Below are 21697 nucleotides of genomic sequence, written 5' to 3' on the forward strand. Positions count from 1 at the left end.
TCTTACAAAAATGTGGTAGAAATTTGTCAGAGTTTTTCCTTAGAATGTACGTTGTAATAATTGTTTTGTTAGCTGAGTAATTTGCTTTTTAGCTGGGCCTGCTGCTAATTTTTCAATGTCTTCTAGTGCTTTTTTGGTATAATCTTGCGCAAACTCTTTAGCTTTTTGTACGCCACCATAAGTAACGACTAGCTCTGCTACTTTCTGTGCTTCTTCTAAAGAAAGTTCGTTTTCTTTGCTTAAGTATTTCATGAATGCTTCTGGATGTTCTTTTTTAGCAAATATCAGTGGTAAGGTATAGACTCCTTGGGCCAGGTCTTCTAAAATGGGCTTTTGTAATTCATATTGGTCAGCGGTATAATCTAAAATATCATCATAGACTTGAAAAGCAATGCCGATGTTGCGACCGATTTGTCCCGCTAAAGCTTCGGTTTTTTCGTCGGCCTTGCCAAAGTGAGCGCCTTGCACACAAGCCAGCCAAAATAATTCTGCTGTTTTTCCATTGATACTACGTAAATAATCATCAACGGTTTCTTGCTTATTAAAACGCGCATGCATTTGATCTAATTCACCGAGTAATAAACGTTTCATAGAAGCTGCATTAATAGCTAAATACTGCGAGCCATTCATCGTTTTTGTGAGCAGGTCAAAAAATTGCGTAAATAACAAATCGCCAGCGTAAACGGCAATATCTTTGCCATATCTTGATTGAACCGTAATGTTTCCTCGCCGCAAAGGAGAATCATCGATAATATCATCATGGATCAATGTTGCCATATGCAAAATTTCAATTGAGGCAGCGATCTGTAGCAATTGCTCTTGATCTTGTTTAGATGTATCACCTAAATCTGCAAATAAAAGAAAATAGGCTGGACGTAAGTATTTACCTCCTGATTTTGCAAAGTCGGTTAGTGTTTCTTGCATCTCCTTATTTCGTACTTGCAGTTGTTCTTCAATTAGTGAGCAAACGATTTGGAGTTTATTTTGAATCGTGGGATAATCGTTCCAGTAAGATAGCATTTGTACGTTTCCTTTCAACGTTTGATAATAACAGAACTATTTTAACTTATTATTGAACAAAAAGGCTACTTTTATGCTGAAAAAAATAAGAAAGGATAAAAAATGTCAATTCCTATATTTTTAGAGCTGGTGGAAATGAAGGCTAAAACAGCAAGTGTGCTTCCTTTTTTGATCGGGCTTTGTTATAGTTATTATCATTACGGCATAATCCATCTAGGGTATGTGGTTATTTATTTTGTGGCCATGTTTATTTTTAATATGGCTGTGGATATCTTAGATAACTATAATGATTACCGTCATGCCAAAGAAGGTCATGATTACAGAGAAAAAACCAACATTATCGGCCGGGAAAATCTGTCTTTACGATTTGTCTTTTGTTTGATGGTTACGATGATTGTTATATCTGCACTTATCGGCATTGCCTTAGCTTATATTGTTGGATGGCCACTTTTGTGGATGGGCTTATTTTGTTATTTAGTCGGGATTTTCTATTCATCTGGACCTCGACCGATATCAAGTTTACCGCTAGGCGAAATTTTCTCCGGCGTTACTATGGGCTTTATGATTTCATTAATTTGTGTGTATATCAATACGTTTGAAGCATTTCAGTGGAATTTTTCGGAAGTTTTAGGTATCGTAGTTATTGCATTGCCCAATACAATGTGGATCGCCAACTTAATGTTAGCCAATAATACTTGTGATAAAGAAGAAGATGAAAAAAATGAGCGCTATACATTAGTTCATTACATAGGAAAAATCAATGCATTACGCTTATTTGCTGGAATGAATGTCGTTGCTTTTGTGGCAATTTTAATTTCATTTCTTTTGGGCTTGGCTCCTTGGACTGTGCTGCTATCATTTTTAGTGGTGCCTTTTGTTTATGGCCAGGTCAAACTTTTTTTGCAAAAGCAAGTTAAAAGCCAAACATTTCCTTGCGCGGTCAAGATTCTTGCTGTAGGATCAATTGTACAAGTAATCACCTATTTATTAGGGATAATTATAGCATAAAAAAAGAGAAAGAAGAGGAGATATCATGAAGGAAGTTGCGATTTTAGGAGCAGGTTATGCAGGCCTAAGAGCTCTACGTGAATTGCAAAAACAAAGTGAACTGCACGTTACTTTAGTTGATCATAATGATTACCATTACGAGGCAACAGATTTACACGAGGTTGCCTCAGGGAATCAACCTAAAGAAAAAATTATCTATCCTATCAAGGATGTTGTGGATCCAAAAGTTACGACATTTATTCAAGATGAGGTTGAAAAAGTGGATCCAGACCAACAAGTGATTGAGTTAAAGAACAATCAGCCACTACATTATGATTATCTAGTCGTTGCATTAGGCTTTGAATCAGAAACATTTGGTATTTCTGGTGCGAAAGAAAATGCTTTAGAAATGGTCGATGTGGAAACTGCGGAAAAAGTTTATGATCACATTCAAGCGATGATGAAAAAATATAAAGAAACAAAAGATAAAAAATATCTGCGCCTTGTCGTTTGTGGTGCTGGTTTTACTGGAATTGAATTGGTAGGTGCTTTGCATGATGGTAAAAAACGTTATGCTCAAATAGCTGATGTTGATCCTTCAGAAATCGAAATTTACTGTATTGAAGCCGTGGCCAACATCCTTCCGCAGTTTGACGATCAACTGACGCAATACTGCTTAGATTATTTAGATAAATGGGATGTTCACCTATTAACTTCTAGTCCGATTAAGGCGATAAAACCAGAACGAGTTGTTTATAGTAATAATGATACAAATAAAGAGTTAGAAGCTGGAACAATCATCTGGACGACCGGCGTAAGCGGAAGCCATGTAATAGGCGAGTCTGGTTTTAGCGAAAAACGGGGTCGCGTGATGGTAAATGATGATTTGACAGATCCTGATCACAATAATATTTATATTATAGGTGATGTTGCAGCTGTTATGGATAAAGAAAGTGAACGTCCTTACCCTACAACAGGACAAATTTCTTTACAAATGGGTGAACAGGCCGCTAAAAATATTATGCAACAAGCTAAAGGAGAAGCGACTAAAAACTTTACTTACAAAAATCTTGGATCCGTCGCTTCTATCGGCAATACACATGCCTTTGGTTACGTTGGAAGCACAGATGTTAAAGGTTACCCAGCTTCATTTATGAAGAAAATGATTATGAATCGTTCTCTGTTGAAAACAGGCGGTTTGAAAGAAGTTATGGCAAAAGGGCGTTTTGATTTATATCATTAAAATGATGTTTAACTTAGAAATATTAAAAAATAAGCAAATCTGTCTATTTATAGACAAGTTTGCTTATTTTTTTATGGTTGTTTTTATTTAAACCAATTGTTGGTAATCAACCGAAGATTGACTATCAAAAAGATGGTAAGTAAGCTTTTCTTCAATGTCATCGTAGATAATAACCATGCATTCATTATTTGGTTCAAAATCACCAATAGTAAAAATAGTGTAACGATCTTTGATTACTTCTACATCTCGAATCGTTTGAGAAAAAACTTTACGAATGTGGGATACTTTTTTAAGATAGGTTGTTGCTTTTTCGTTTGCTGTTTTCAAGGTGAAACCTTCGTTTAAAAAATCTTGTATTAATTCAACTTTGATCACTGTTAGTAAACGATAATTGCGAGGAGAAGATTGATCCTCTTTTACAATGGAGGTGATCAAGCCCTTTTCTTCCCAATAACGTAATTGTCTAGGAGAAGTGCCACTCATTTTGCTTAATTCACTAATGCCGATTAATAAATCGTCGCTGATTAATAGGTCTTTCAAGGAATTTGCCATAAGATACCTTCTTTTTTTCGTATGATTATCTGTATTGTAACTTAGATTACATAATTGTCAAACTAGTTGACAAAGTTCGAGAAAAAGAATAAAGTAGTTAAGTTGAAAAAATAGAGAGGAAGAGAACTATGGGAAATGAACAACCAGTTGATATCCATGGAAAACCTTATAATCGTTCAATCATTGTTGCGATTTTAATGGTGGGCAGTTTTTGTACAGTATTAAACCAAACATTACTAAATACTGCTTTTCCTACCTTGATGCGTGCCTTTGATATTACTGCTTCAGATGTACAATGGCTGACGACAGGTTTTTTATTAGTAAATGGGATTATGATCCCTATTACAGCTTGGATGATCAATAAATTTAATTCGAAAAATTTATATTTATTTGCAATGCTTGTCTTTTTGATTGGAAGCATTATTTGCTTTACAGCACCTGTATTTTCAGTACTATTAATGGGCAGACTTATACAAGCTGCCGGTGTAGGTATTTCTATGCCATTATTACAAAATATTATGTATACTATTTTTCCGCCTGAACGGCGCGGTGCTGCCATGGGGATGGTAGGAATTGTTATCGCGTTGGCACCAGCTTTAGGTCCAACGCTTTCTGGTTGGATCATCGATCATTATTCTTGGCGTCAATTATTTGGTATTGTAATTCCTATTGTGATTTTAGTATTGATTTTAGCTTTTTTCTTAATGCGCAGTGTGATCCCGCTTTCCAATCCTAAAATCGACTTTCTATCAGTAGTATTATCTACTATAGGATTTGGCTCATTACTTTATGGCTTTTCTAGCGTTGGAAATAACGGTTGGGGAAGTTTTGAAGTGATTGGTTTTATTGGACTTGGTGCTATTGTTTTAATCTTTTTTGCTTGGCGTCAATTGCATATTGAAAATCCATTATTGGAATTACGTGTGTTTAAATCATCAACTTTTACCTTAGCTGCTATTCTTGCTGGTGTAACCAATATGGCAATGATCGGTGTTTCAATGGTTGTGCCCATGTATATCCAAAATATTCGCGGAGAATCAGCACTGACGTCGGGTTTAATATTACTTCCTGGCGCACTTGTTATTGGTGTGATGAACCCAATTACTGGTTCAATTTTTGATAAATATGGCTCTAAACGTTTAGCAACTATCGGTATGTTTCTTTTAACTTGTGCAACTGCACCATTTGCGTTTTTAACCCAGACGACGCCTGCTGCTTACATTATTGTTTTATATATCGTACGGATGTTTGGTATTTCCATGGTAATGATGCCTGTAACAACTTCTGGGATGAACTCCTTACCAGCCAAATTAATTAGTCATGGAACTGCCGTCAATAATACCTTTCGTCAAGTAGCTAGTTCTATCGGAACAGCTATTTTAATTAGTGTATTAACCAATGTAACAAATAACAATTTGCCTAAAGAAAGTGTGGCAGAAAAAACACCACTAGCTTACGGACAGCAAGCTTTGGATGCTACTTTATCAGGGTATCAAGCTGCCTTTGCAGTAGCTATTTTGTTTTGCGTTGTTGGTTTTGGATTAACTTTCTTTATTAAGAAAACGCCAAAAAGTAAGGAGGCCCACCTATGATTTTTATCATTCTTATCTTAAGTGCAGCAGCAACAGCCTTTTTCTTTATTTTAGCGCAAAAAAAGTGGCAACAGAGCCTTTCTTTTGTATTTGCTTTTCTTTTTATTCTAAGTATTGGTTTGATCGTAGCTAATTTCAATCAACATTTTGGTATGGCCCAAGAAACTAGCACCCAAACGCTTAATTTAGTATCTTCTGTCAAAGGACAAGATACAGATGCTTTATTATATAAGCCTTTAGGGGATGGAACAGAAAAAGTTTATTTATATCAAACGGAAGAGATGGATGAACCAAAGTCCACAGCTAGTCAAGATGTAAAAAATCATATCAATCAAGATGCGGACCAAGCGCAACTTACCATAAAAACAACAGAATGGGTTTATAAGAATGACTTTTATCAAACCTTGTTTGCTATGGCCGGAAATAATCATGAGTTTATTCGACAAGATAACCAGTTTGATTTACCTTCTGATTGGCAAGTGATAAGCGCAGAATGATCTATGTATCTTAAAAAATAAAACTAAAAAGAAAAGATATTGATTTTAATATTTGTTTTTTAATCGGGGCTTAACTTTCAAGAGTTGAGCCCCGATTTATTAAAAGTATAGATAAGAAATATATATTATTTAAAAGGTAATGTGTTATTTAACGGAAATTAATGAAGCTATTTTTTTCAAAATGGATGTATTTTATGTTATCTTTGTATTAGTGGAAATGACGGAAAGGTCTAGTTAAGATTCTTTTCGTATTTTGCTTGTTATAAGCTATGTAATAATAGCCCTTTATTCAAATTGGTAAAATTTGAAAAATAGGTCTAATTATGATAGCGATTATGTTTTTTTGATTGGACTTGGTAAATGTAGGCTCTTAACAGCCAGTAAAATTGTAAGCGTTTGTTCTTGCTGGGAGTATTCGGTAAGTTGTTTTAGTTGTCGCAAGGAAATGAGTTTGTTGTAGAAACGGTTTGTAAAAATATCAAGGAGGTATTGGATTGGCATACCAAACAGTAAATCCATATACAAATGAATTAGTAAAAGAATACCCTAATGCTACAGATCAACAGTTAGAAGAAGCTTTAAAAACAGGACAAAATTTATATGAAGAATTTAAAAAACAACCGGTAAAAGAACGTGGAGAAATTTTACACAATATTGCATCTAAGATAAGAGAAAAAGCAGATGAATTAGCGCGAGCTTGTACCATCGATATGGGAAAATTACTGACTGAATCACAAGGTGAAGTAGAGTTGTGCGCAGTTATTGCCGACTGGTTTGCAGACCACGGAGAAGAAATGTTAAAACCTGAAGAAATCGAAACCACTGCCACAGGAACAGCTGAAATCCAGCACCATGCTACAGGTGTTTTGATGATGGTGGAACCATGGAACTTCCCTTATTATCAAATTATGCGGGTATTTGCGCCTAATTTTATGGTAGGAAATCCTATGATTTTAAAACATGCTTCTAATACACCGACTTCTGCCCAAATGATGGCAGATATTATTCTTGAAGCAGGCGCTCCTAAGGGTTCTCTTACTAACATGTTTTTGACTTATGATCAAGTAACTGCAGCTATTGAAGATCCACGCGTACAAGGTGCTGCTTTGACAGGTTCAGAACGTGGTGGCGAAGCTGTAGCTAGTGCAGCAGGTAAAAACTTGAAAAAAACGACGATGGAACTTGGAGGTATGGATCCATTTGTTGTGTTAGATGACGCTGATATGGATGATGTTGCAGATATTGCTTGGCGTTCACGTTTATACAATACTGGACAAGAATGTACATCCTCAAAACGTTTTATTGTAATGGAAAATGTGTACGATGAATTTGTTGAACGCTTAAAAGAAAACTTTAGTAAAGTAAAAGCAGGAGATCCATTAGATCCAAATACTACACTTGCACCAATGAATACAAAAAAAGCAAAAGAAGACCTACAAAAACAAGTCGATGAAGCTGTAAAAGCAGGTGCTGAGGTTGTTTATGGTAATGAACCGATCGATTTGCCTGGACAATTCTTTATGCCAACGATTTTAACCAATGTTGATCGAGACAACCCTGCTTATACAACGGAGATGTTTGGTCCAATTGGGGTTGTTTATAAAGTCTCCACTGAACAAGAAGCTATTGAATTGGCAAATGATTCCTCCTATGGTTTGGGAGGCGTTGTGTTTGCTGGCGATAGTGAGCATGGTGCCGAAGTTGCCTCACAAATTGAAACAGGCATGGTTTTTGTTAACAATTTCAGATATTCTTTACCTGAGTTACCATTTGGTGGTGTGAAACGTTCTGGTTACGGCAGAGAGATGAGTCGTCTTGGACAAATGGCTTTTGTTAACGAAAAATTAATCGTAAAAGCGGATAAACCAGATATGAACAACCTTGCTGGTGGGCTAGTTGCAAGCAGCAATCCTGAATAGAATAATTAATATGCGCTGTTATTTTTTCAATAGCAGCGCCTTTTTTAACTGTTTGCCTAGTATGAAAGCATCTAAACAGCTAAGCAATGAAAGTTTTGAAAAAGCCATAGTATTTAACGTGAATATGATCTAAGTATAAAAACTAGTGTAATTTCTTTTAGCTTTAGAACTTTTAACGCTTAAGAGAAGTTGTACTGGTTTTTTATCTTATTGAAAGCAACAGCTAAATATTTTTTGCGAATTTTCCTAGATTAAAAAAATTTACAAAAAAAGTTTTTTAATTACCCATAAGGTGCTATGATAAGACATTGGGGGAAAGCAGATGTTAAAAAAATCTAGGAAAAATGGGAATTTGTATTTTATACTTGCGCTATTGATCATGGCTGTTTTATTTTATAGCTCGTCACAAACTTATGAAACACAATCACAAATTTCTTTATTAGAAAATGTTTTAAAAAACCAGCCCTTTAAAGATCAATTGAATAATATTTCATTTAAATATGCAGATGATGTAGTAAGCATCGAAGAAAAGGGTTATTTTTCTTTTGTGGAATTTTTTATACGTAAATTAGCTCATTTTGTAACTTACTTTCTTTTAGCTGGTAGTTTTTTCTTAAGTCTATTACCCAAATTAAAAGTTGTCGGATTTGCTGTTTTTTTTAGTTGGCTATCGGCTACAGGTTACGCGGGAATGGATGAGTTTCATCAGATGTTAACGCAAGATCGGACCCCGCTATTTCAAGATGTAATGCTGGATTCTTTTGGCGCTTTAACTGCTGTTTTATTATGCTGGTTAGTGCTGAAGCTAAAAAAGAGGCGTGTCTTGTAAAAACAGGGGTAAAACAGTTATAATATATAAGGATACAAAAGTTGGCTTGTACATGTCTAACCAATTTTTTACAAGGAGGAGATCTTTTTGTCAGGACATAGTAAATGGAATAATATTCAAGGCAGAAAAAATGCACAAGATGCTAAAAAAGGAAAAATCTTTCAAAAAATATCTCGTGAAATATATATGGCTGCTAGAAATGGTGGGCCTGATCCAGATACAAATTCATCCTTACGAATGGTAATGGATAAGGCCAAGTCTGCGAACATGCCCAATGATAATGTGGAGCGTGCGATCAAAAAGGCAACTAGCAGTACAGATGGAGCTAATTACGAGGAAGTAACTTATGAAGGTTATGGACCAGGCGGTGTTGCGGTTTTAGTTGAAACTCTAACAGATAATCGTAATCGCACGGCAACGGATGTAAGAGTTGCTTTTGATCGTAATGGCGGTAGTTTAGGTGAAACAGGCTCAGTGAGTTATATGTTTGATCGTAAAGGCTATATTGCCATCGAAAGAGAAAACTTGGATGTAAGTGAAGACGACATGCTAGAAAAAGTTTTAGAAGCAGGTGGTGAGGATCTACTCACTTCTCCTGAAGTGTTTGAGATTTATACGGCTCCGGAAGATTTTACTGAAGTACGGGACTTTTTGGAAAAAGAATTTAACTTGGCACAAGCAGAGTTAACAATGGTACCACAAACAACGGTTTTATTAGAAGGTAAGAAAAAAGAGCAATTTGAGCATTTACTGGACAAATTAGATGAAGATGATGATGTTTCAGAAGTATACACTTCTATTGAAGCATAAAAAAAGAGAGGTTTTTTGCCTCTCTTTTTTTATGCTTTTTTTTAAATAACTACTACAGGTGTACCTACATCGATGTCATTAAATAATTTTTCCATTACATCAGGTGGCGTATTGATGCAACCATGAGAGCCGCCTTCTTTCCAGCGGTCACCGCCAAAAGTTGGCTGCCAGTCTGCATCATGAATACCAACGCCTGTCCAATCGATAGGTAACCAAAAATCAACTGGAGATTCATAATCTTCCCCTGTTAAAGTAGCATCTTCTTCTTTATTCCAAACATAAAACACGCCAGACGGTGTTTTAGTTTTTGGTTTCCCAGAAACGATATCTGTATCTAAAACAGTTTCCCCGTCTTTATAATACCACATATGTTGATTTTTTAAGTCGACCTCTACATAAGTATCATCAACTAAGGGTTCACTTGGATCAGCACTACCTTCAACAATAGGGGAGCGTTCAAAATCTTCGCCTGCTAAGACATTTTCACTTAATGCTTCTGTTTCTTGATCTGTAGCAATCGTCCAACTTAAAGTTCCCGGTTCGACTGTTACTTCATCTTGTTTCGTACTATCAAATTCTGTGTCATTTTCGCTTGTATTGTAATTATCGCCTAGTTCTTCCACATATGCTTGAACTTTTTCTTGGTTTACATCAACTTTTCCGTCTTCGTCGTTGTATTCAACCCAATCCATAATTTTTTCTTGCGGAATTTCAACGTCTTCCCCGTTAATTTTATAGGTACCCTTTATTTGAGCTACACTATTTAACTGATCGAGTTTTTTGTTTAAATCTTCGTCATTTGAAGTGACCTCAGGTTCTTTTTGATAGCTGTTCAATTCTAGCTCGTTTTTACCTTCTAAAACATCTTTTTGAAGATTTTCGCTAGCTTGTTTGCTATCGATCTCATCTCCTTGTTTTTCCGGCTCGATGACAAAACCGTCGTCGTCTTTATCAATTTTAGCATTTTCAGTTTGTGTTCGGTTCTCATTGACCGCAGCCAATTCTTGTTCAATTGATTTTGTTTGCTGGTTAAGTGTTTGTTTATCAAAGGCGGCTGTATTAAGAGATAATTTTTGTTTGTTAGTTGATAAAGAAGAAAGGCCCCACTGCCAGTTGTTTTGCTTATTGATCATGGATTCTAGCTCATCAGAAAAATCCGTTTCTAGTCCTAAATCGACTTTTTTCAGTGTTTTCCATTCTTTGCCATCTTGTTCTATTGTAAATTCTTGGGCATCATAGCGTTCATGTAATACATCATTGGCCTGTTGGGCCGTTAAATTACTTACTTTTGTGCCATTAATGAAGGTATCAGGTAAAAAGTGGTCGGAATAATGCATACTACGATAAGCATACCCCCCAATTGCCACAATGAGTACTACAAGTAAACCAATGAGAATCGTACGGGTCGACTTTTTCATCTTCGAACGTTTATCTAAACGTGACATGCAGTTTGTCAGCTCCTTAAACTAAATAAATTCTTTTTCATACCATAGCATATTTGTAAGAAAAATCGAACCAATTCTTATTAAAACTAATAATAATTTAATACTTAAAGTAAGGATACTACGCCTCGCTTTTGCTCGCCCTAGTACTGTTCATCAACTACTCTTCGCTCCTCTTAGTCGCTAAATCGTAGTGATTCACAGCAAAAAAGGGAACGGCTCGAAATAGAGCCGTTCCCGATGAGATGAATTGTTTGTTAAAAGAACGAAAATTAATTTTCTTCGAATTGTTCAAATGCTTTGCTTAAAATATTGCTTAACTGTTCAGCAGAGGCTGCCATACGATCTTTTTCACCATCTGTTAAAGGAATTTCGATAATTTGTTTAACGCCTGCTTTGTTAACAACAGCAGGAGAACCAATATATAGGTCGTTTAGACCGTATTCACCATCCATATGAACAGAAAGTGGTAGTACAGCATTTTCATCATTTAAAATGGCTCTTGTGATCCGTGCTAATGCAGCAGCAACGCCGTAGAAAGTAGCGCCTTTTTTCTCTATGATCGTATAAGCGGCATCGCGTACACTAAAGAACAAGTTAACCATTGCTTCTTCATCAATCTCAGGATTGTTTTTTACCCACTCATAAATTTGTAGTCCAGCTACATTAGCGTGAGACCAAACAGGAAATTCTGAATCACCATGTTCGCCTAAGATATATGCGTGTACGTTTCTAGCATCAACATCCATTAAGCCTGCCAATGCTTGACGGAAACGTGCCGAATCTAAGGAAGTACCGGTACCCAAAACTTTTTCTTTTGGAAAACCAGAAAATTTCCAGGTGGCATAAGTTAAAATATCAACAGGATTTGCAGCGACTAAAAAGATACCATTAAAGCCAGAATCAACAATCTGAGTCACAACGTCATGATTGATTTTTAAATTTTTATTTACTAGATCTAAACGTGTTTCGCCAGATTTTTGTGGTGCACCTGCTGTAATAACTACTAGGTCAGCGTCATGAGCGTCTTCATAAGAAGCTGAATAGATTTTTTTAGGTGCGTTAAAAGCAAGCGCATCTGATAGATCTATGGCATCTCCTTCTGTTCTATTGCTATCAATATCGACAATTCCAACTTCTTGGGCAATGTCTTGCGTAACTAGAGCAAAGGCATAACTTGAACCTACAGCACCATCTCCAACGAGAATAACTTTTTGGTGTCCTTTTTTATTTGTTTGTGCAACCATAGGTGTATCATTCCTTCCAAATTTTTGTTGTAAAAAACTTAACTATGTATTTATACTAACATTTTATGACATTTTTGTCATTCAATTTATAAAACATTATAACAAGTTTGTTTATCTGTACTAGTTTTTGAGAGACTTGTGATTGCTGTGTGATAAGTGTTTCAAGCGGTTACGTTAAATATTTAAAAAAATGTCAAAGAAATTTGATTCTAAGCGAAAAAGCTTTGTTTATGTTATAATTTATACAATAATTCTGAAACTGGACAATGAAATATTTGTCCAGCATTTTGTTGTCTTAAAAATCTTTTAGTAATGGAGTCTCATCAATGAAAATGATTGTAGGACTGGGGAACCCAGGGAAAAAATACGAAAACACAAAACATAATGTCGGTTTTATGACAGTAGAGCGCTTAGCAAAAACACATGAGGTTACTTTTAAGAAAAATCCTTTTGAGGCAGAAGTAGCTGATTTTTTTGTGAACGGTGAAAAGATATTGCTCGTTAAACCGCAGACTTATATGAATGATTCAGGAAGGGCTGTAGGACCTTTGATGACCTATTTTGGTATATATAAAGAAGAACTTATAGTAGTTCATGATGATTTGGATTTGACGGTAGGAAAAATTCGCTTACGACAAAAAGGAAGCGCTGGTGGTCATAATGGTATAAAAAGCATTATTTCACATTTAGGCTCTAATGAATTTGGCCGTTTGAAAATAGGAATAGGACATCCACAAGAACACACCACAGTTGTTAACCATGTCTTACAGCCGTTTAATAAACAACAACAAGCGGTCATGACTGAAAGTATTGATAAAGCGAAAGAAGCAATAGATTATTTTATCGAAACGAATAATTTTACTCAGGTGATGAATCGCTTTAATTAAATGAGAATTAGATATAAAAGGAGTAAAGGGAACTTATGGATTTAATTGAATTAGTCACTCAAATGCCGCTCGTTAAAGATTGGCATCAAGCAATCAAAGAACATCGTCAGCGACAATTGCTCACCGGACTAGCAAATTCGGCGAAAACATTAGCTATTGCTAGTGCTTATCGTAAATTTAAGCAACAAATCATCGTCGCTTCACCTAACCTTTACTATGCTAACCAACTAGCAGAAGATTTGATGCAAGTAACAGAAGACGTATATATATTTCCGGTAGATGAAGTTCTTTCAGCTGAAATGGCATTTTCATCACCAGAGACAAGGGCACAGCGAGTGACGACACTAAATGCACTTGCGGCGAATAAAACAGGTATTTACATATTACCTGCAGCTGCCTTGCGTAAATATCTGCCTACACCCGAGTTATGGGAAAGCTATCGTTTTCATTGGCAAATTGGCTCAGAAATTAATTGGCAACAACTAGCGCAACAACTTGTTTTGATGGGCTATCAACGAGAATCGATGATCGCAAAACCAGGTGAATTTAGTATTCGTGGTAGTATTTTAGATATTTATCCTCTGACTACACCTCATCCGGTAAGAATTGAACTGTTTGATGTGGAAATTGATTCAATTCGTTATTTTGACGTGGCAACGCAACGTTCCTTAGAAAATCTAGAAGAAGTTACGATTTTACCGACGACTGAACTTATTTTTTCAAAAAAAGATTTGGAAAATGGGAGTATACAATTACAGGAATTATTGGATAAGCGTTTGTCTGTGACTACAGAACAAACCAATATAGACTTTTTAAATGATTACTTTGGACAATTGATTGCTTCTTGGAAACAAGGTGTTCCTGGAGAAGCCCCTGGGATGTATGCGGATATTTTGTATCCAGAACAAACAAATATACTATCCTATTTCCAAAATGATGCGCTTCTTTTTGTTGATGATTACGCTCGTATTTTAGAAACGAATCGTCAGATTGAACAAGAAGAAGCAGAATGGCAGACGCAAAAGATAGAGGAGTTACGTGTATTTCCTGAACAGACTTTTGGACAAAAGCTGCAACCTATTTTTCAACAAACGAAGTTTGCTGCGACATTTTTCTCTTTATTTCAAAAGGGAATGGGAAATATCCGGTTTGAAGCAATTCATAACTTTCAATATCGACCAATGCAACAATTTTTTGGTCAAATGGGTCTTCTTAAAGCAGAAATGGATCGTTGGGAAAAACAAAATCAAACGGTTGTGTTTTTGGTCAGCGATGAACAACGTGCGCAAAAATTAGCGCAAGATTTTCGCGACTACGAAATTTACGCAGTGGAAACACAGCCAGATGAGTTGCTTTTACAAGGTACGCAAATCGTACAAGGGAGTTTGCAAAGCGGTTTTGAATTGCCACAAGACCAGCTTGTCGTCGTAACGGAAAAAGAGATCTTCCAAAAAGTAAAGAAAAAACGAGCGAAAAAGCAAACTTTGTCCAATGCTGAACGCTTGAAAAGCTACAATGAGTTAAATCCCGGGGACTATGTTGTTCACGCAAATCACGGGATTGGTAAATATTTGGGTATTGAAACCTTAGAAGTTGATGGTATACATCAAGACTACATGACGATTTTATACCAAAATGATGACAAGCTGTTTATTCCTGTGTCACAGTTAAACTTAATACAAAAATATGTTGCTTCAGAAAATGCGTCGCCTAAAATTAATAAATTAGGTGGAAGCTCTTGGGAAAAAACGAAGCAAAAAGTTTCGAACCAAATTGAAGATATTGCTGACGATTTGATTCAATTATATGCACAAAGAGAAGCTGAAAAAGGCTACGCTTTTGCCCCCGATGATGCCTACCAGAAAGAGTTTGAAGATGCTTTTGCTTATACAGAGACTGATGACCAATTGCGTAGTGCCGAAGAAATTAAGCGTGATATGGAAAAAGAAAAATCAATGGATCGCCTGTTAGTGGGCGATGTTGGTTTTGGTAAGACAGAAGTTGCATTGCGGGCGGCATTTAAAGCCATTAAGGAAAGTAAGCAAGTTGCTATTTTAGTTCCAACGACTATATTGGCTCAACAGCACTATGAGACTATGATCGATCGTTTTGCAGGTCTTCCAGTAAATGTAGGATTATTAAGTCGCTTCCGTACTAAAAAACAGCAAGACGAAACAATTAGACAATTAAATACGGGACAAGTTGATATTGTTGTAGGGACACACCGTCTTTTATCTAAGGATGTTCAGTTTAGTGATCTAGGTTTATTAGTGATTGATGAAGAACAGCGCTTTGGCGTGAAGCATAAAGAACGGTTGAAACAACTAAGAGCACAAGTTGATGTGCTAACTTTGACAGCAACACCGATCCCTAGGACGTTGCATATGTCGATGTTAGGTGTACGAGATTTATCGGTAATTGAAACACCTCCAGAAAACCGTTATCCTATCCAAACTTATGTTATGGAAGCCAATCCAGGAGCTATCAGAGAAGCTATCCAGAGAGAAATCGCTCGGGGTGGCCAGGTCTTTTATTTGTATAATCGAGTTGAAAGTATTGAAAGAAAAGTTGATGAAATTCAACAATTAGTACCTGACGCTAGAATTGGTTATGCTCATGGTCAAATGACAGAAATTCAACTGGAAAATACGCTGTTTGATTTTATCAATGGACAATATGATGTGTTAATCACTACTACGATTATTGAAACAGGGGTAGATATTCCTAATGTCAATACATTATTTGTTGAAAACGCGGACTATATGGGGCTTTCCACGCTTTATCAATTAAGAGGACGCGTAGGACGAACGAACCGAGTGGCTTATGCCTATTTCATGTATGAACCACAAAAGATATTAAATGAGGTAAGTGAAAAACGGCTACAGGCGATCAAAGACTTTACTGAATTAGGTTCAGGTTTTAAAATTGCTATGCGTGATTTATCCATTCGCGGCGCTGGAAATCTTTTAGGTGCTCAGCAACATGGCTTCATCAACTCTGTTGGTTTTGATATGTATACACAGATGTTAGAAGAAGCTGTGACAAGAAAACAAGGGAAAAATACCCAAATGCAAAAAACAGCAGCTGAAATCGATCTTGCAATTGATGCTTATATTCCTGCTGATTATATTGCTGATGAAAGACAAAAAATCGAAATTTATAAACGTGTACGTGAATTGGACAGTACAGATAGTCTTGATGAATTACAAGATGATTTATTAGATCGTTTTGGAGAATTTCCTGATGAAGTCGCTCATTTATTATCAATAGGCGAAATGAAGATGAACGCTGATCGTGCTTTAGTTGAGAAAATAACTAAAGTCGATCAAACTTTGGTAGTTAGTTTAAGTAAAATTGGTACGAATAAGTTTTCTGTAGAACAATTATTTTCTGCACTTTCTTCGACTAAACTGAAAGCTACAATGGGTGTTGAAAAAGAACAAATGCAAATTAAACTGACTATACCTGCACAAACACAAGAAATGGTTTGGATACAAGAATTACAGTCATTTATTAAAGCTTTACGTGAAGAAGGATACCAGACTCAATTACAAAGCCAAAACCAATAAGTTAGTAGAAAGGGGGATTAGCGATTCGCAACCAGATGAAAACAATGATGGAAGGAGCACTTATTTTAACCATTGCTTCTTTTATCGCAAAAGTACTCAGTGCGATTTATCGCATTCCCTTTCAGAATATAGTTGGTGATGAAGGATTCTATGTTTATCAGCAAGTGTATCCTATTTATGGTATTGCCATGACTTTTGCGTTGACGGGTTTCCCACAATTTTTATCAAAATTAGTAGCTGAACAAACAGGTCCGCAAGAAAAACGGCGTATTTTGGATGAAAGTTATTCTTTGCTGTGGTGGAGCGCTTTTATTTTATGGGCGATAACTTTTTTATTTAGCCGTGGTCTTGCCAGTTCAATGGGAGATCCAGAACTGGCAATGGTCATCCGAGTCGCTTCTTTCACCTTTTTATTGATGCCAGCTTTATCTTTATATCGTGGACTATTTCAAGGAGATTTGTTAATGGTACCTACAGCAGTTTCGCAAGTAATCGAACAACTGTTACGAGTAGGGATTATTTTATTGTCGGCGGTTGGTTTTATTCGTTTTTCTTTGTCCATTTATCAAACAGGCGCTTTTGCAATGTCAGGTGCTTTTGTAGGTGGTTTGGTGGCGTGGCTTATCTTGATTTATTACGATCGAAAAATTTATGGTATTCATTTACGTCCACAATTATTTCTACCACGTATTCCTAAAAAGAGTAGGTTGATTAGACGCTTTTTTGTTGAAGGCGGTTTGGTGTCTGTTTACAGTGGTATGTTAATTTTGTTTCAGTTGGTTGACTCATTTTTAATCGTTAATTCATTAACCAGCAGTGGTTTAGCTGAACAAAGCGCTAAAGTAGCAAAAGGAATCTATGATCGCGGGCAACCGCTTGTTCAACTAGGTTTAGTTGTTGCAACAGCTTTAAGTGCTACTTTTTTACCGGCATTAACAAAATTGATCATACAAAATAACCAAAAGAAGTTTGTCATGTCTGCTAAAATATATCTACGTTTTACCTCGGCGATAGCTGGCGCAGCTTCCTGTGGGCTAGCGGTATTAGTTCCGTATTTAAACTTTGCTTTATTTAAAGATTCTTTGGGAAATACGACATTAATGGCATTTGTTTTGGCTGTAGGACTGATGGCAGAAGTTCAGGCTTATCAAAGCATTGCACAAAGCCAAGGTGTATATTTTCAAGCACTAAAAGCAGCCGCTAAGGGTTTTGTAGTAAAACTTTTAGCTACTGGCATACTGGTGTTTTATTTAGGGACGTTGGGCGCCAGTTTAGCAACACTTTTAGGATTATTTACGGTTTTGTGGTCTTTAACAAAAGCGGAAAAAAAGAGTATCAATCGTTTTAAAAAAGAACGGCATTTTGCTTGGAAATTAATCAGTTGTCTTTTTTTAATGCTCATTACTTTACTGTTATTTTTTAGTGTCATTCGTTTAACTTTTGGGGCATTGGACACTCGCTTATTTGCTTTTATTTTAAGCTTGTTGGCTGTTTTATTAGGAGCGGGTGTATTTATAAAAGCTGCTGTTATGCTTGATTTGTTTACTGTACGGGAGTGGTTGTTGTTACCTTTTGGGAAAAAGATTTTACGTATCGGAGGAAAAAATAAATGAGAATAGATAAATTTTTAAAGATTTCCAGATTGATCAAACGACGTTCGGTTGCCAAAGAGGTGGCCGATAAAGGTCGCGTTCAGGTCAATGGAAATTTAGCAAAGTCAAGTAGCAATGTTCAAATCGGTGATATAGTAAAAATTCAATTTGGTAATCGAACGATTGAATTGAAGGTCAATGCTTTGCATGAATCAACGAAAAAAGAAGATGCACAAGAAATGTATGAGATCGTTTCTGACGAAAGAAAAATTTAACTAATTTGCGTTAGACAAGCATAGAGGATGTTGGTATAATAAAGGTCAACTAAGGAGAAGACTGGAGCGGTTTGAGTGGACAAGCAAGAAAAATCAAAAGTAAAAGTCTTAGACAATGAATATGCCAAAAAACAATATGCAAAATATGCAAAAGAACAACGCCAAATTATCTTTAGACGACGTCGTTTAATGGCGATTTTTGTTGTCGCTGCTATTATTTTCTTAAGTGTGGGCATATCTTTGTTTAATGACTACCTTCGTTTGCAAAAACTAGAAGATTATAAAGAAGAAACAGTAGTTAAGCAAAAAAAAGTGGCTAAACAAAAAGAGGATTTAAAAAGTGATGTCTCTTTGCTAAAAGATGAAGATTATGTTGCAAAAATCGCCAGAAGTCGCTTTTTATACTCAGACGATGATGAAATCGTTTTTCCGCTTCCAGGAAATGAGTCTGGTGTAGCCAATGAAAGTGATGAGGAAACGGATGAATCCAATTAGCTTTTAAAGCATAGACATATCTACATAAAAGACAAAAAACGTGCCAACGGCAAGGAGTATATGCTAAAATGTAAGTAGAGGGAACTTAGGTTTGCATATCCTTAAATAAGATATAGGCTACAAATAGCGAAGCCTTAGTGCTTTTTAAGTATGAGATAAGTGATAATTATTTTAGAAATGGTAAATTTTAGGAGGAACAATTTTTTTATGTCAATCGAAGTTGGAGAAAAAGTAAAGGGAAAAGTGTCGGGGATTACAAATTTTGGTGCATTTATTGATTTAGGGGATAAAAAAACAGGCCTTGTTCATATCAGTGAGATCTCAAATGGATTTGTTAAAGATATTCATGACGTGTTATCAGTAGGTGATGAAGTTACTGTGCTTGTGACTTCCATTGGAGATGATGGGAAAATTGGTTTATCTATTCGTAAAGCAGAAGATAAGCCAAAAGAAGACAAAGGCGAACGGGGGCATTCTTCAAACCGTCCTGCTCAGAAAAAAACACAAACACGTAAACAAGATACTGGAAATGAAAAAGAAGACTTCGATGCATTAATGAATTCGTTCCTAAAAGAAAGTGACGATCGTCTGTCTTCTTTAAGAAGAAACACAGAAGGAAAACGCGGGGGTCGTGGTGGTCGCAGAAACTAAATAGTATAGCAGACTAAAATTCACTGCTTAAAAGTAGTGGATTTTATGTCTGTTTTCTTTTTTCAGGAGATTTTTGAGTTGAAGTGAGGTGGTTTAAATGCTTTTATCACAAGTTGAGTCCTTTATTGAAGAAAATCAACTTTTAAAAGCTAACGAACGGATCTTGGTTGCAGTATCTACAGGTGTTGATTCTATGGTGCTGCTACATATCTTAGAAAGATTGCAGAAAAAAAGCGACTTCACTATCGGGGTAGCTCATGTGAATCATAAATTACGTAAGGCTTCTGATGAAGAAGAAAGTTTTTTAAGGACCTACTGTCAAAAACATCAGCTTTTGTTTTATACTACTTCTTGGAAACATTCACCAACTAGTGGTATGGAGGAAAAAGCTCGAGCTTTTCGTTATAATTTTTTTAGAGAAATTATGGATGATTACCATTACCAAGTGCTTGCTACAGCACATCATAGTGACGATCAGATGGAAACTATGATTATGAAAATGGTAAGAGACGGGAATTTATTTTCAGCTAAAGGCATATTGGCAAATCAATCCTTTGGTAAAAGTCAAGCATTGATCAGACCTCTATTACACATTTCAAAAGAGGAAATTTTAAATTACAGTCAACAAGAAGGAATTGACTATTTTGAAGACCAAACAAATACTTCTTTTGACATGCAAAGAAATCGAATTAGACATCAAGTCATACCACTGTTAAAAAAAGAGAATAAGCAAACTTTACAACACTTTCAGCGACTCTCTTGCCAGATCGAGGCTGCGCAAGAAGTTATTACTGATCAGCAAAAACAATGGTATCAAACGATTACGACAGAAAATCATAATGAATTTGAAATCAATTTGCATGCTTACTTGAAGTTTTCGACAGCTCAGCAAAGTTTTTTCTGGCAAGAATTGGCGAAAAAAGCACGACAATATTATAATTTAACTATTAGCGCTAAACAAATAGAACAACTGATGAAACTTTTAGTAAAAGAAAAAGCGAACTGGGAAATTGATATTGATCAAACTTGGCAATTTCAAAAAAATTATGACCAATTATTTTTGCGTAAAAGCCAAGTTGTTTTTGATAAGAATGAGTCTTATAAGTTGTCTGTTGGTGAATCCTTATTTTTATCAGAAAACGAGTGGCTGGGTTTTTTTCCTAAAGATGAAGTGAAAATTCCCGAAAAAGTCAAATTTTGGTTAGAATATCGCCAAAATTTAACGTTAGAATTTCCTACTAGAGTGCAATTGCGCAGACGACAAGCAGGCGATCGTATTCAGTTGAACGAACAGTTGAATAAAAAGCTTTCTCGCTTTTTTATTGATAAAAAAGTTTCGCCAGCTTCACGTGAAAAAGCATGGGTTGTAACTGACTTTGAAGGAAAAGTTTTAGGCGTATTACCTCATGTATTTTCTTATTTGTGTATTGCAAAAGAAACTGCTAAAATACACTACGTACTTCTTTATAGGTACCAAAAGCTAAAGCTGGAAGGAGAAGCAAATGCTGGAAAAAGATATTGAGACAATCTTGATTACACAAGAAGAGATCCATAATCGTTGTGAAGAACTAGGCAAGGAGCTTACAGCAGCATATAAAAATACACAACCGCTTGTAGTGGGTGTATTAAAGGGTGCCATTCCTTTTATGGCTGATATTGTACGTCAAATGGATACATATATAGAACTTGATTTTATGGATGTGTCAAGTTACGGTAATGCGACGGTTTCATCTGGAGAGGTGAAAATCGTAAAAGACCTAGACACAAACGTAAAGGGACGCGATATGTTGATTGTAGAAGATATTATTGACAGCGGACGTACGCTTCGTTACTTGGTGGATTTATTTAAATATCGTCAAGCGAATTCTGTTGCAATTGTTACGCTTTTGGATAAACCTAAGGGTCGTGTTGTGGATATTGAAGCGGATTATATTGGATTTGATGTTCCTGATGAATTTGTGGTAGGCTATGGTTTGGATTTTGCAGAACAGTACCGCAATCTACCTTACGTGGGAGTATTAAAACCAAGTATATATGAAACAAAAGTTTGACCAAAACAAAGAAAGATATGCTACAATATAAAAGGTCAA

19 protein-coding genes are annotated in these 21697 nt (G+C 36.0%); 15 read left to right on the top strand and 4 right to left on the bottom strand.

Translation table 11 applies throughout. The annotated features are described in order from the left end of the window. Positions 1-39: 39 nt before the first annotated feature. The gene (locus tag C7K42_RS08965) at positions 40-1020 is read right to left on the bottom strand and encodes a polyprenyl synthetase family protein (RefSeq protein WP_014125810.1); all 981 of its coding nucleotides are present in this window, start codon (positions 1018-1020) and stop codon (positions 40-42) included. 102 nt (positions 1021-1122) lie between these two features. Between C7K42_RS08965 and C7K42_RS08970 the strand changes: the two genes are divergently transcribed. Beyond that, the gene (locus C7K42_RS08970; RefSeq protein ID WP_014125809.1) at positions 1123-2028 is read left to right on the top strand and encodes a prenyltransferase; all 906 of its coding nucleotides are present in this window, start codon (positions 1123-1125) and stop codon (positions 2026-2028) included. A 25-nt stretch (positions 2029-2053) separates the two neighbouring features. Next, positions 2054-3250, top strand: a complete 1197-nt coding sequence (locus C7K42_RS08975; RefSeq protein WP_014125808.1) for an NAD(P)/FAD-dependent oxidoreductase — start codon at positions 2054-2056, stop codon at positions 3248-3250. An 87-nt stretch (positions 3251-3337) separates the two neighbouring features. On the opposite strand, the gene C7K42_RS08980 is transcribed toward C7K42_RS08975, so the two are convergent. Then, positions 3338-3802, bottom strand: coding sequence for a MerR family transcriptional regulator (locus C7K42_RS08980; RefSeq protein ID WP_014125807.1), 465 nt, complete (start codon positions 3800-3802; stop codon positions 3338-3340). A 128-nt stretch (positions 3803-3930) separates the two neighbouring features. Here C7K42_RS08980 and C7K42_RS08985 point away from each other — a divergent pair, with 128 nt between their 5' ends. The 5 genes from C7K42_RS08985 to C7K42_RS09005 all read left to right on the top strand — a co-directional run bounded on the left by C7K42_RS08985 (position 3931) and on the right by C7K42_RS09005 (position 9449). Further along, on the top strand, positions 3931-5394 hold the full coding sequence (locus tag C7K42_RS08985; RefSeq protein ID WP_014125806.1) for an MDR family MFS transporter: 1464 nt from the start codon (positions 3931-3933) through the stop codon (positions 5392-5394). Beyond that, the gene (locus tag C7K42_RS08990; protein WP_014125805.1) at positions 5391-5891 is read left to right on the top strand and encodes a DUF4811 domain-containing protein; all 501 of its coding nucleotides are present in this window, start codon (positions 5391-5393) and stop codon (positions 5889-5891) included. The genes C7K42_RS08985 and C7K42_RS08990 overlap by 4 nt, the downstream gene beginning before the upstream one ends. 494 nt (positions 5892-6385) lie before the next feature. Then, positions 6386-7810, top strand: coding sequence for an NAD-dependent succinate-semialdehyde dehydrogenase (locus C7K42_RS08995; protein WP_014125804.1), 1425 nt, complete (start codon positions 6386-6388; stop codon positions 7808-7810). Between the two features lie 322 nt (positions 7811-8132). Continuing rightward, positions 8133-8639: a VanZ family protein gene (locus C7K42_RS09000; protein ID WP_014125803.1), complete on the top strand. Its 507-nt coding sequence runs from the start codon at positions 8133-8135 to the stop codon at positions 8637-8639. Positions 8640-8726: 87 nt separating this feature from the next. Further along, positions 8727-9449: a YebC/PmpR family DNA-binding transcriptional regulator gene (locus C7K42_RS09005; RefSeq protein ID WP_014125802.1), complete on the top strand. Its 723-nt coding sequence runs from the start codon at positions 8727-8729 to the stop codon at positions 9447-9449. A gap of 41 nt (positions 9450-9490) precedes the next feature. Here C7K42_RS09005 and C7K42_RS09010 read toward each other — a convergent pair whose 3' ends face one another. Both C7K42_RS09010 and C7K42_RS09015 read right to left on the bottom strand, forming a co-directional pair. Further along, positions 9491-10894 (bottom strand): L,D-transpeptidase family protein, encoded by a 1404-nt coding sequence (locus C7K42_RS09010; RefSeq protein ID WP_014125801.1) that lies wholly within the window; start codon positions 10892-10894, stop codon positions 9491-9493. Between the two features lie 269 nt (positions 10895-11163). Next, positions 11164-12138: an L-lactate dehydrogenase gene (locus tag C7K42_RS09015; RefSeq protein WP_014125800.1), complete on the bottom strand. Its 975-nt coding sequence runs from the start codon at positions 12136-12138 to the stop codon at positions 11164-11166. A 326-nt stretch (positions 12139-12464) separates the two neighbouring features. Here C7K42_RS09015 and pth point away from each other — a divergent pair, with 326 nt between their 5' ends. From pth to hpt, 8 genes are all read left to right on the top strand, one after another. Next, positions 12465-13025 carry an aminoacyl-tRNA hydrolase gene (pth, locus tag C7K42_RS09020; protein ID WP_014125799.1) on the top strand — a complete coding sequence of 187 codons (561 nt, stop codon included), beginning with the start codon at positions 12465-12467 and terminating at the stop codon, positions 13023-13025. Positions 13026-13060: 35 nt separating this feature from the next. Continuing rightward, positions 13061-16594, top strand: coding sequence for a transcription-repair coupling factor (mfd, locus tag C7K42_RS09025; RefSeq protein WP_014125798.1), 3534 nt, complete (start codon positions 13061-13063; stop codon positions 16592-16594). Between the two features lie 47 nt (positions 16595-16641). Further along, the gene (locus tag C7K42_RS09030; protein ID WP_041592033.1) at positions 16642-18207 is read left to right on the top strand and encodes a putative polysaccharide biosynthesis protein; all 1566 of its coding nucleotides are present in this window, start codon (positions 16642-16644) and stop codon (positions 18205-18207) included. Beyond that, positions 18204-18461 (top strand): RNA-binding S4 domain-containing protein, encoded by a 258-nt coding sequence (locus tag C7K42_RS09035; RefSeq protein WP_014125796.1) that lies wholly within the window; start codon positions 18204-18206, stop codon positions 18459-18461. The genes C7K42_RS09030 and C7K42_RS09035 overlap by 4 nt, the downstream gene beginning before the upstream one ends. Before the next feature lie 75 nt (positions 18462-18536). Then, positions 18537-18956 carry an FtsB family cell division protein gene (locus C7K42_RS09040; protein WP_014125795.1) on the top strand — a complete coding sequence of 140 codons (420 nt, stop codon included), beginning with the start codon at positions 18537-18539 and terminating at the stop codon, positions 18954-18956. Positions 18957-19163: 207 nt separating this feature from the next. After that, positions 19164-19607, top strand: a complete 444-nt coding sequence (locus C7K42_RS09045; protein ID WP_014125794.1) for a S1 domain-containing RNA-binding protein — start codon at positions 19164-19166, stop codon at positions 19605-19607. A gap of 97 nt (positions 19608-19704) precedes the next feature. Continuing rightward, the gene (tilS, locus tag C7K42_RS09050; protein ID WP_014125793.1) at positions 19705-21129 is read left to right on the top strand and encodes a tRNA lysidine(34) synthetase TilS; all 1425 of its coding nucleotides are present in this window, start codon (positions 19705-19707) and stop codon (positions 21127-21129) included. Beyond that, positions 21110-21658, top strand: a complete 549-nt coding sequence (hpt, locus tag C7K42_RS09055) for a hypoxanthine phosphoribosyltransferase (RefSeq protein ID WP_014125792.1) — start codon at positions 21110-21112, stop codon at positions 21656-21658. The genes tilS and hpt overlap by 20 nt, the downstream gene beginning before the upstream one ends. The last annotated feature ends 39 nt before the right edge of the window (positions 21659-21697 follow it).

The sequence above is a fragment of the Tetragenococcus halophilus subsp. halophilus DSM 20339 genome (assembly GCF_003841405.1).
GTDB classification, from domain to species: domain Bacteria; phylum Bacillota; class Bacilli; order Lactobacillales; family Enterococcaceae; genus Tetragenococcus; species Tetragenococcus halophilus.

Coding starts and splice junctions, on each gene's coding strand:
- C7K42_RS09010 (WP_014125801.1), bottom strand. CDS start 10,894: ATGTCACGTTTAGATAAACGTTCGAAGATGAAAAAGTCGACCCGTACG.
- C7K42_RS08990 (WP_014125805.1), top strand. CDS start 5,391: ATGATTTTTATCATTCTTATCTTAAGTGCAGCAGCAACAGCCTTTTTC.
- C7K42_RS09000 (WP_014125803.1), top strand. CDS start 8,133: ATGTTAAAAAAATCTAGGAAAAATGGGAATTTGTATTTTATACTTGCG.
- C7K42_RS09045 (WP_014125794.1), top strand. CDS start 19,164: ATGTCAATCGAAGTTGGAGAAAAAGTAAAGGGAAAAGTGTCGGGGATT.
- mfd (WP_014125798.1), top strand. CDS start 13,061: ATGGATTTAATTGAATTAGTCACTCAAATGCCGCTCGTTAAAGATTGG.
- C7K42_RS09035 (WP_014125796.1), top strand. CDS start 18,204: ATGAGAATAGATAAATTTTTAAAGATTTCCAGATTGATCAAACGACGT.
- C7K42_RS09015 (WP_014125800.1), bottom strand. CDS start 12,138: ATGGTTGCACAAACAAATAAAAAAGGACACCAAAAAGTTATTCTCGTT.
- tilS (WP_014125793.1), top strand. CDS start 19,705: ATGCTTTTATCACAAGTTGAGTCCTTTATTGAAGAAAATCAACTTTTA.
- C7K42_RS09030 (WP_041592033.1), top strand. CDS start 16,642: ATGGAAGGAGCACTTATTTTAACCATTGCTTCTTTTATCGCAAAAGTA.
- C7K42_RS08975 (WP_014125808.1), top strand. CDS start 2,054: ATGAAGGAAGTTGCGATTTTAGGAGCAGGTTATGCAGGCCTAAGAGCT.
- C7K42_RS08965 (WP_014125810.1), bottom strand. CDS start 1,020: ATGCTATCTTACTGGAACGATTATCCCACGATTCAAAATAAACTCCAA.
- C7K42_RS08985 (WP_014125806.1), top strand. CDS start 3,931: ATGGGAAATGAACAACCAGTTGATATCCATGGAAAACCTTATAATCGT.
- C7K42_RS08980 (WP_014125807.1), bottom strand. CDS start 3,802: ATGGCAAATTCCTTGAAAGACCTATTAATCAGCGACGATTTATTAATC.
- pth (WP_014125799.1), top strand. CDS start 12,465: ATGAAAATGATTGTAGGACTGGGGAACCCAGGGAAAAAATACGAAAAC.
- C7K42_RS08970 (WP_014125809.1), top strand. CDS start 1,123: ATGTCAATTCCTATATTTTTAGAGCTGGTGGAAATGAAGGCTAAAACA.
- hpt (WP_014125792.1), top strand. CDS start 21,110: ATGCTGGAAAAAGATATTGAGACAATCTTGATTACACAAGAAGAGATC.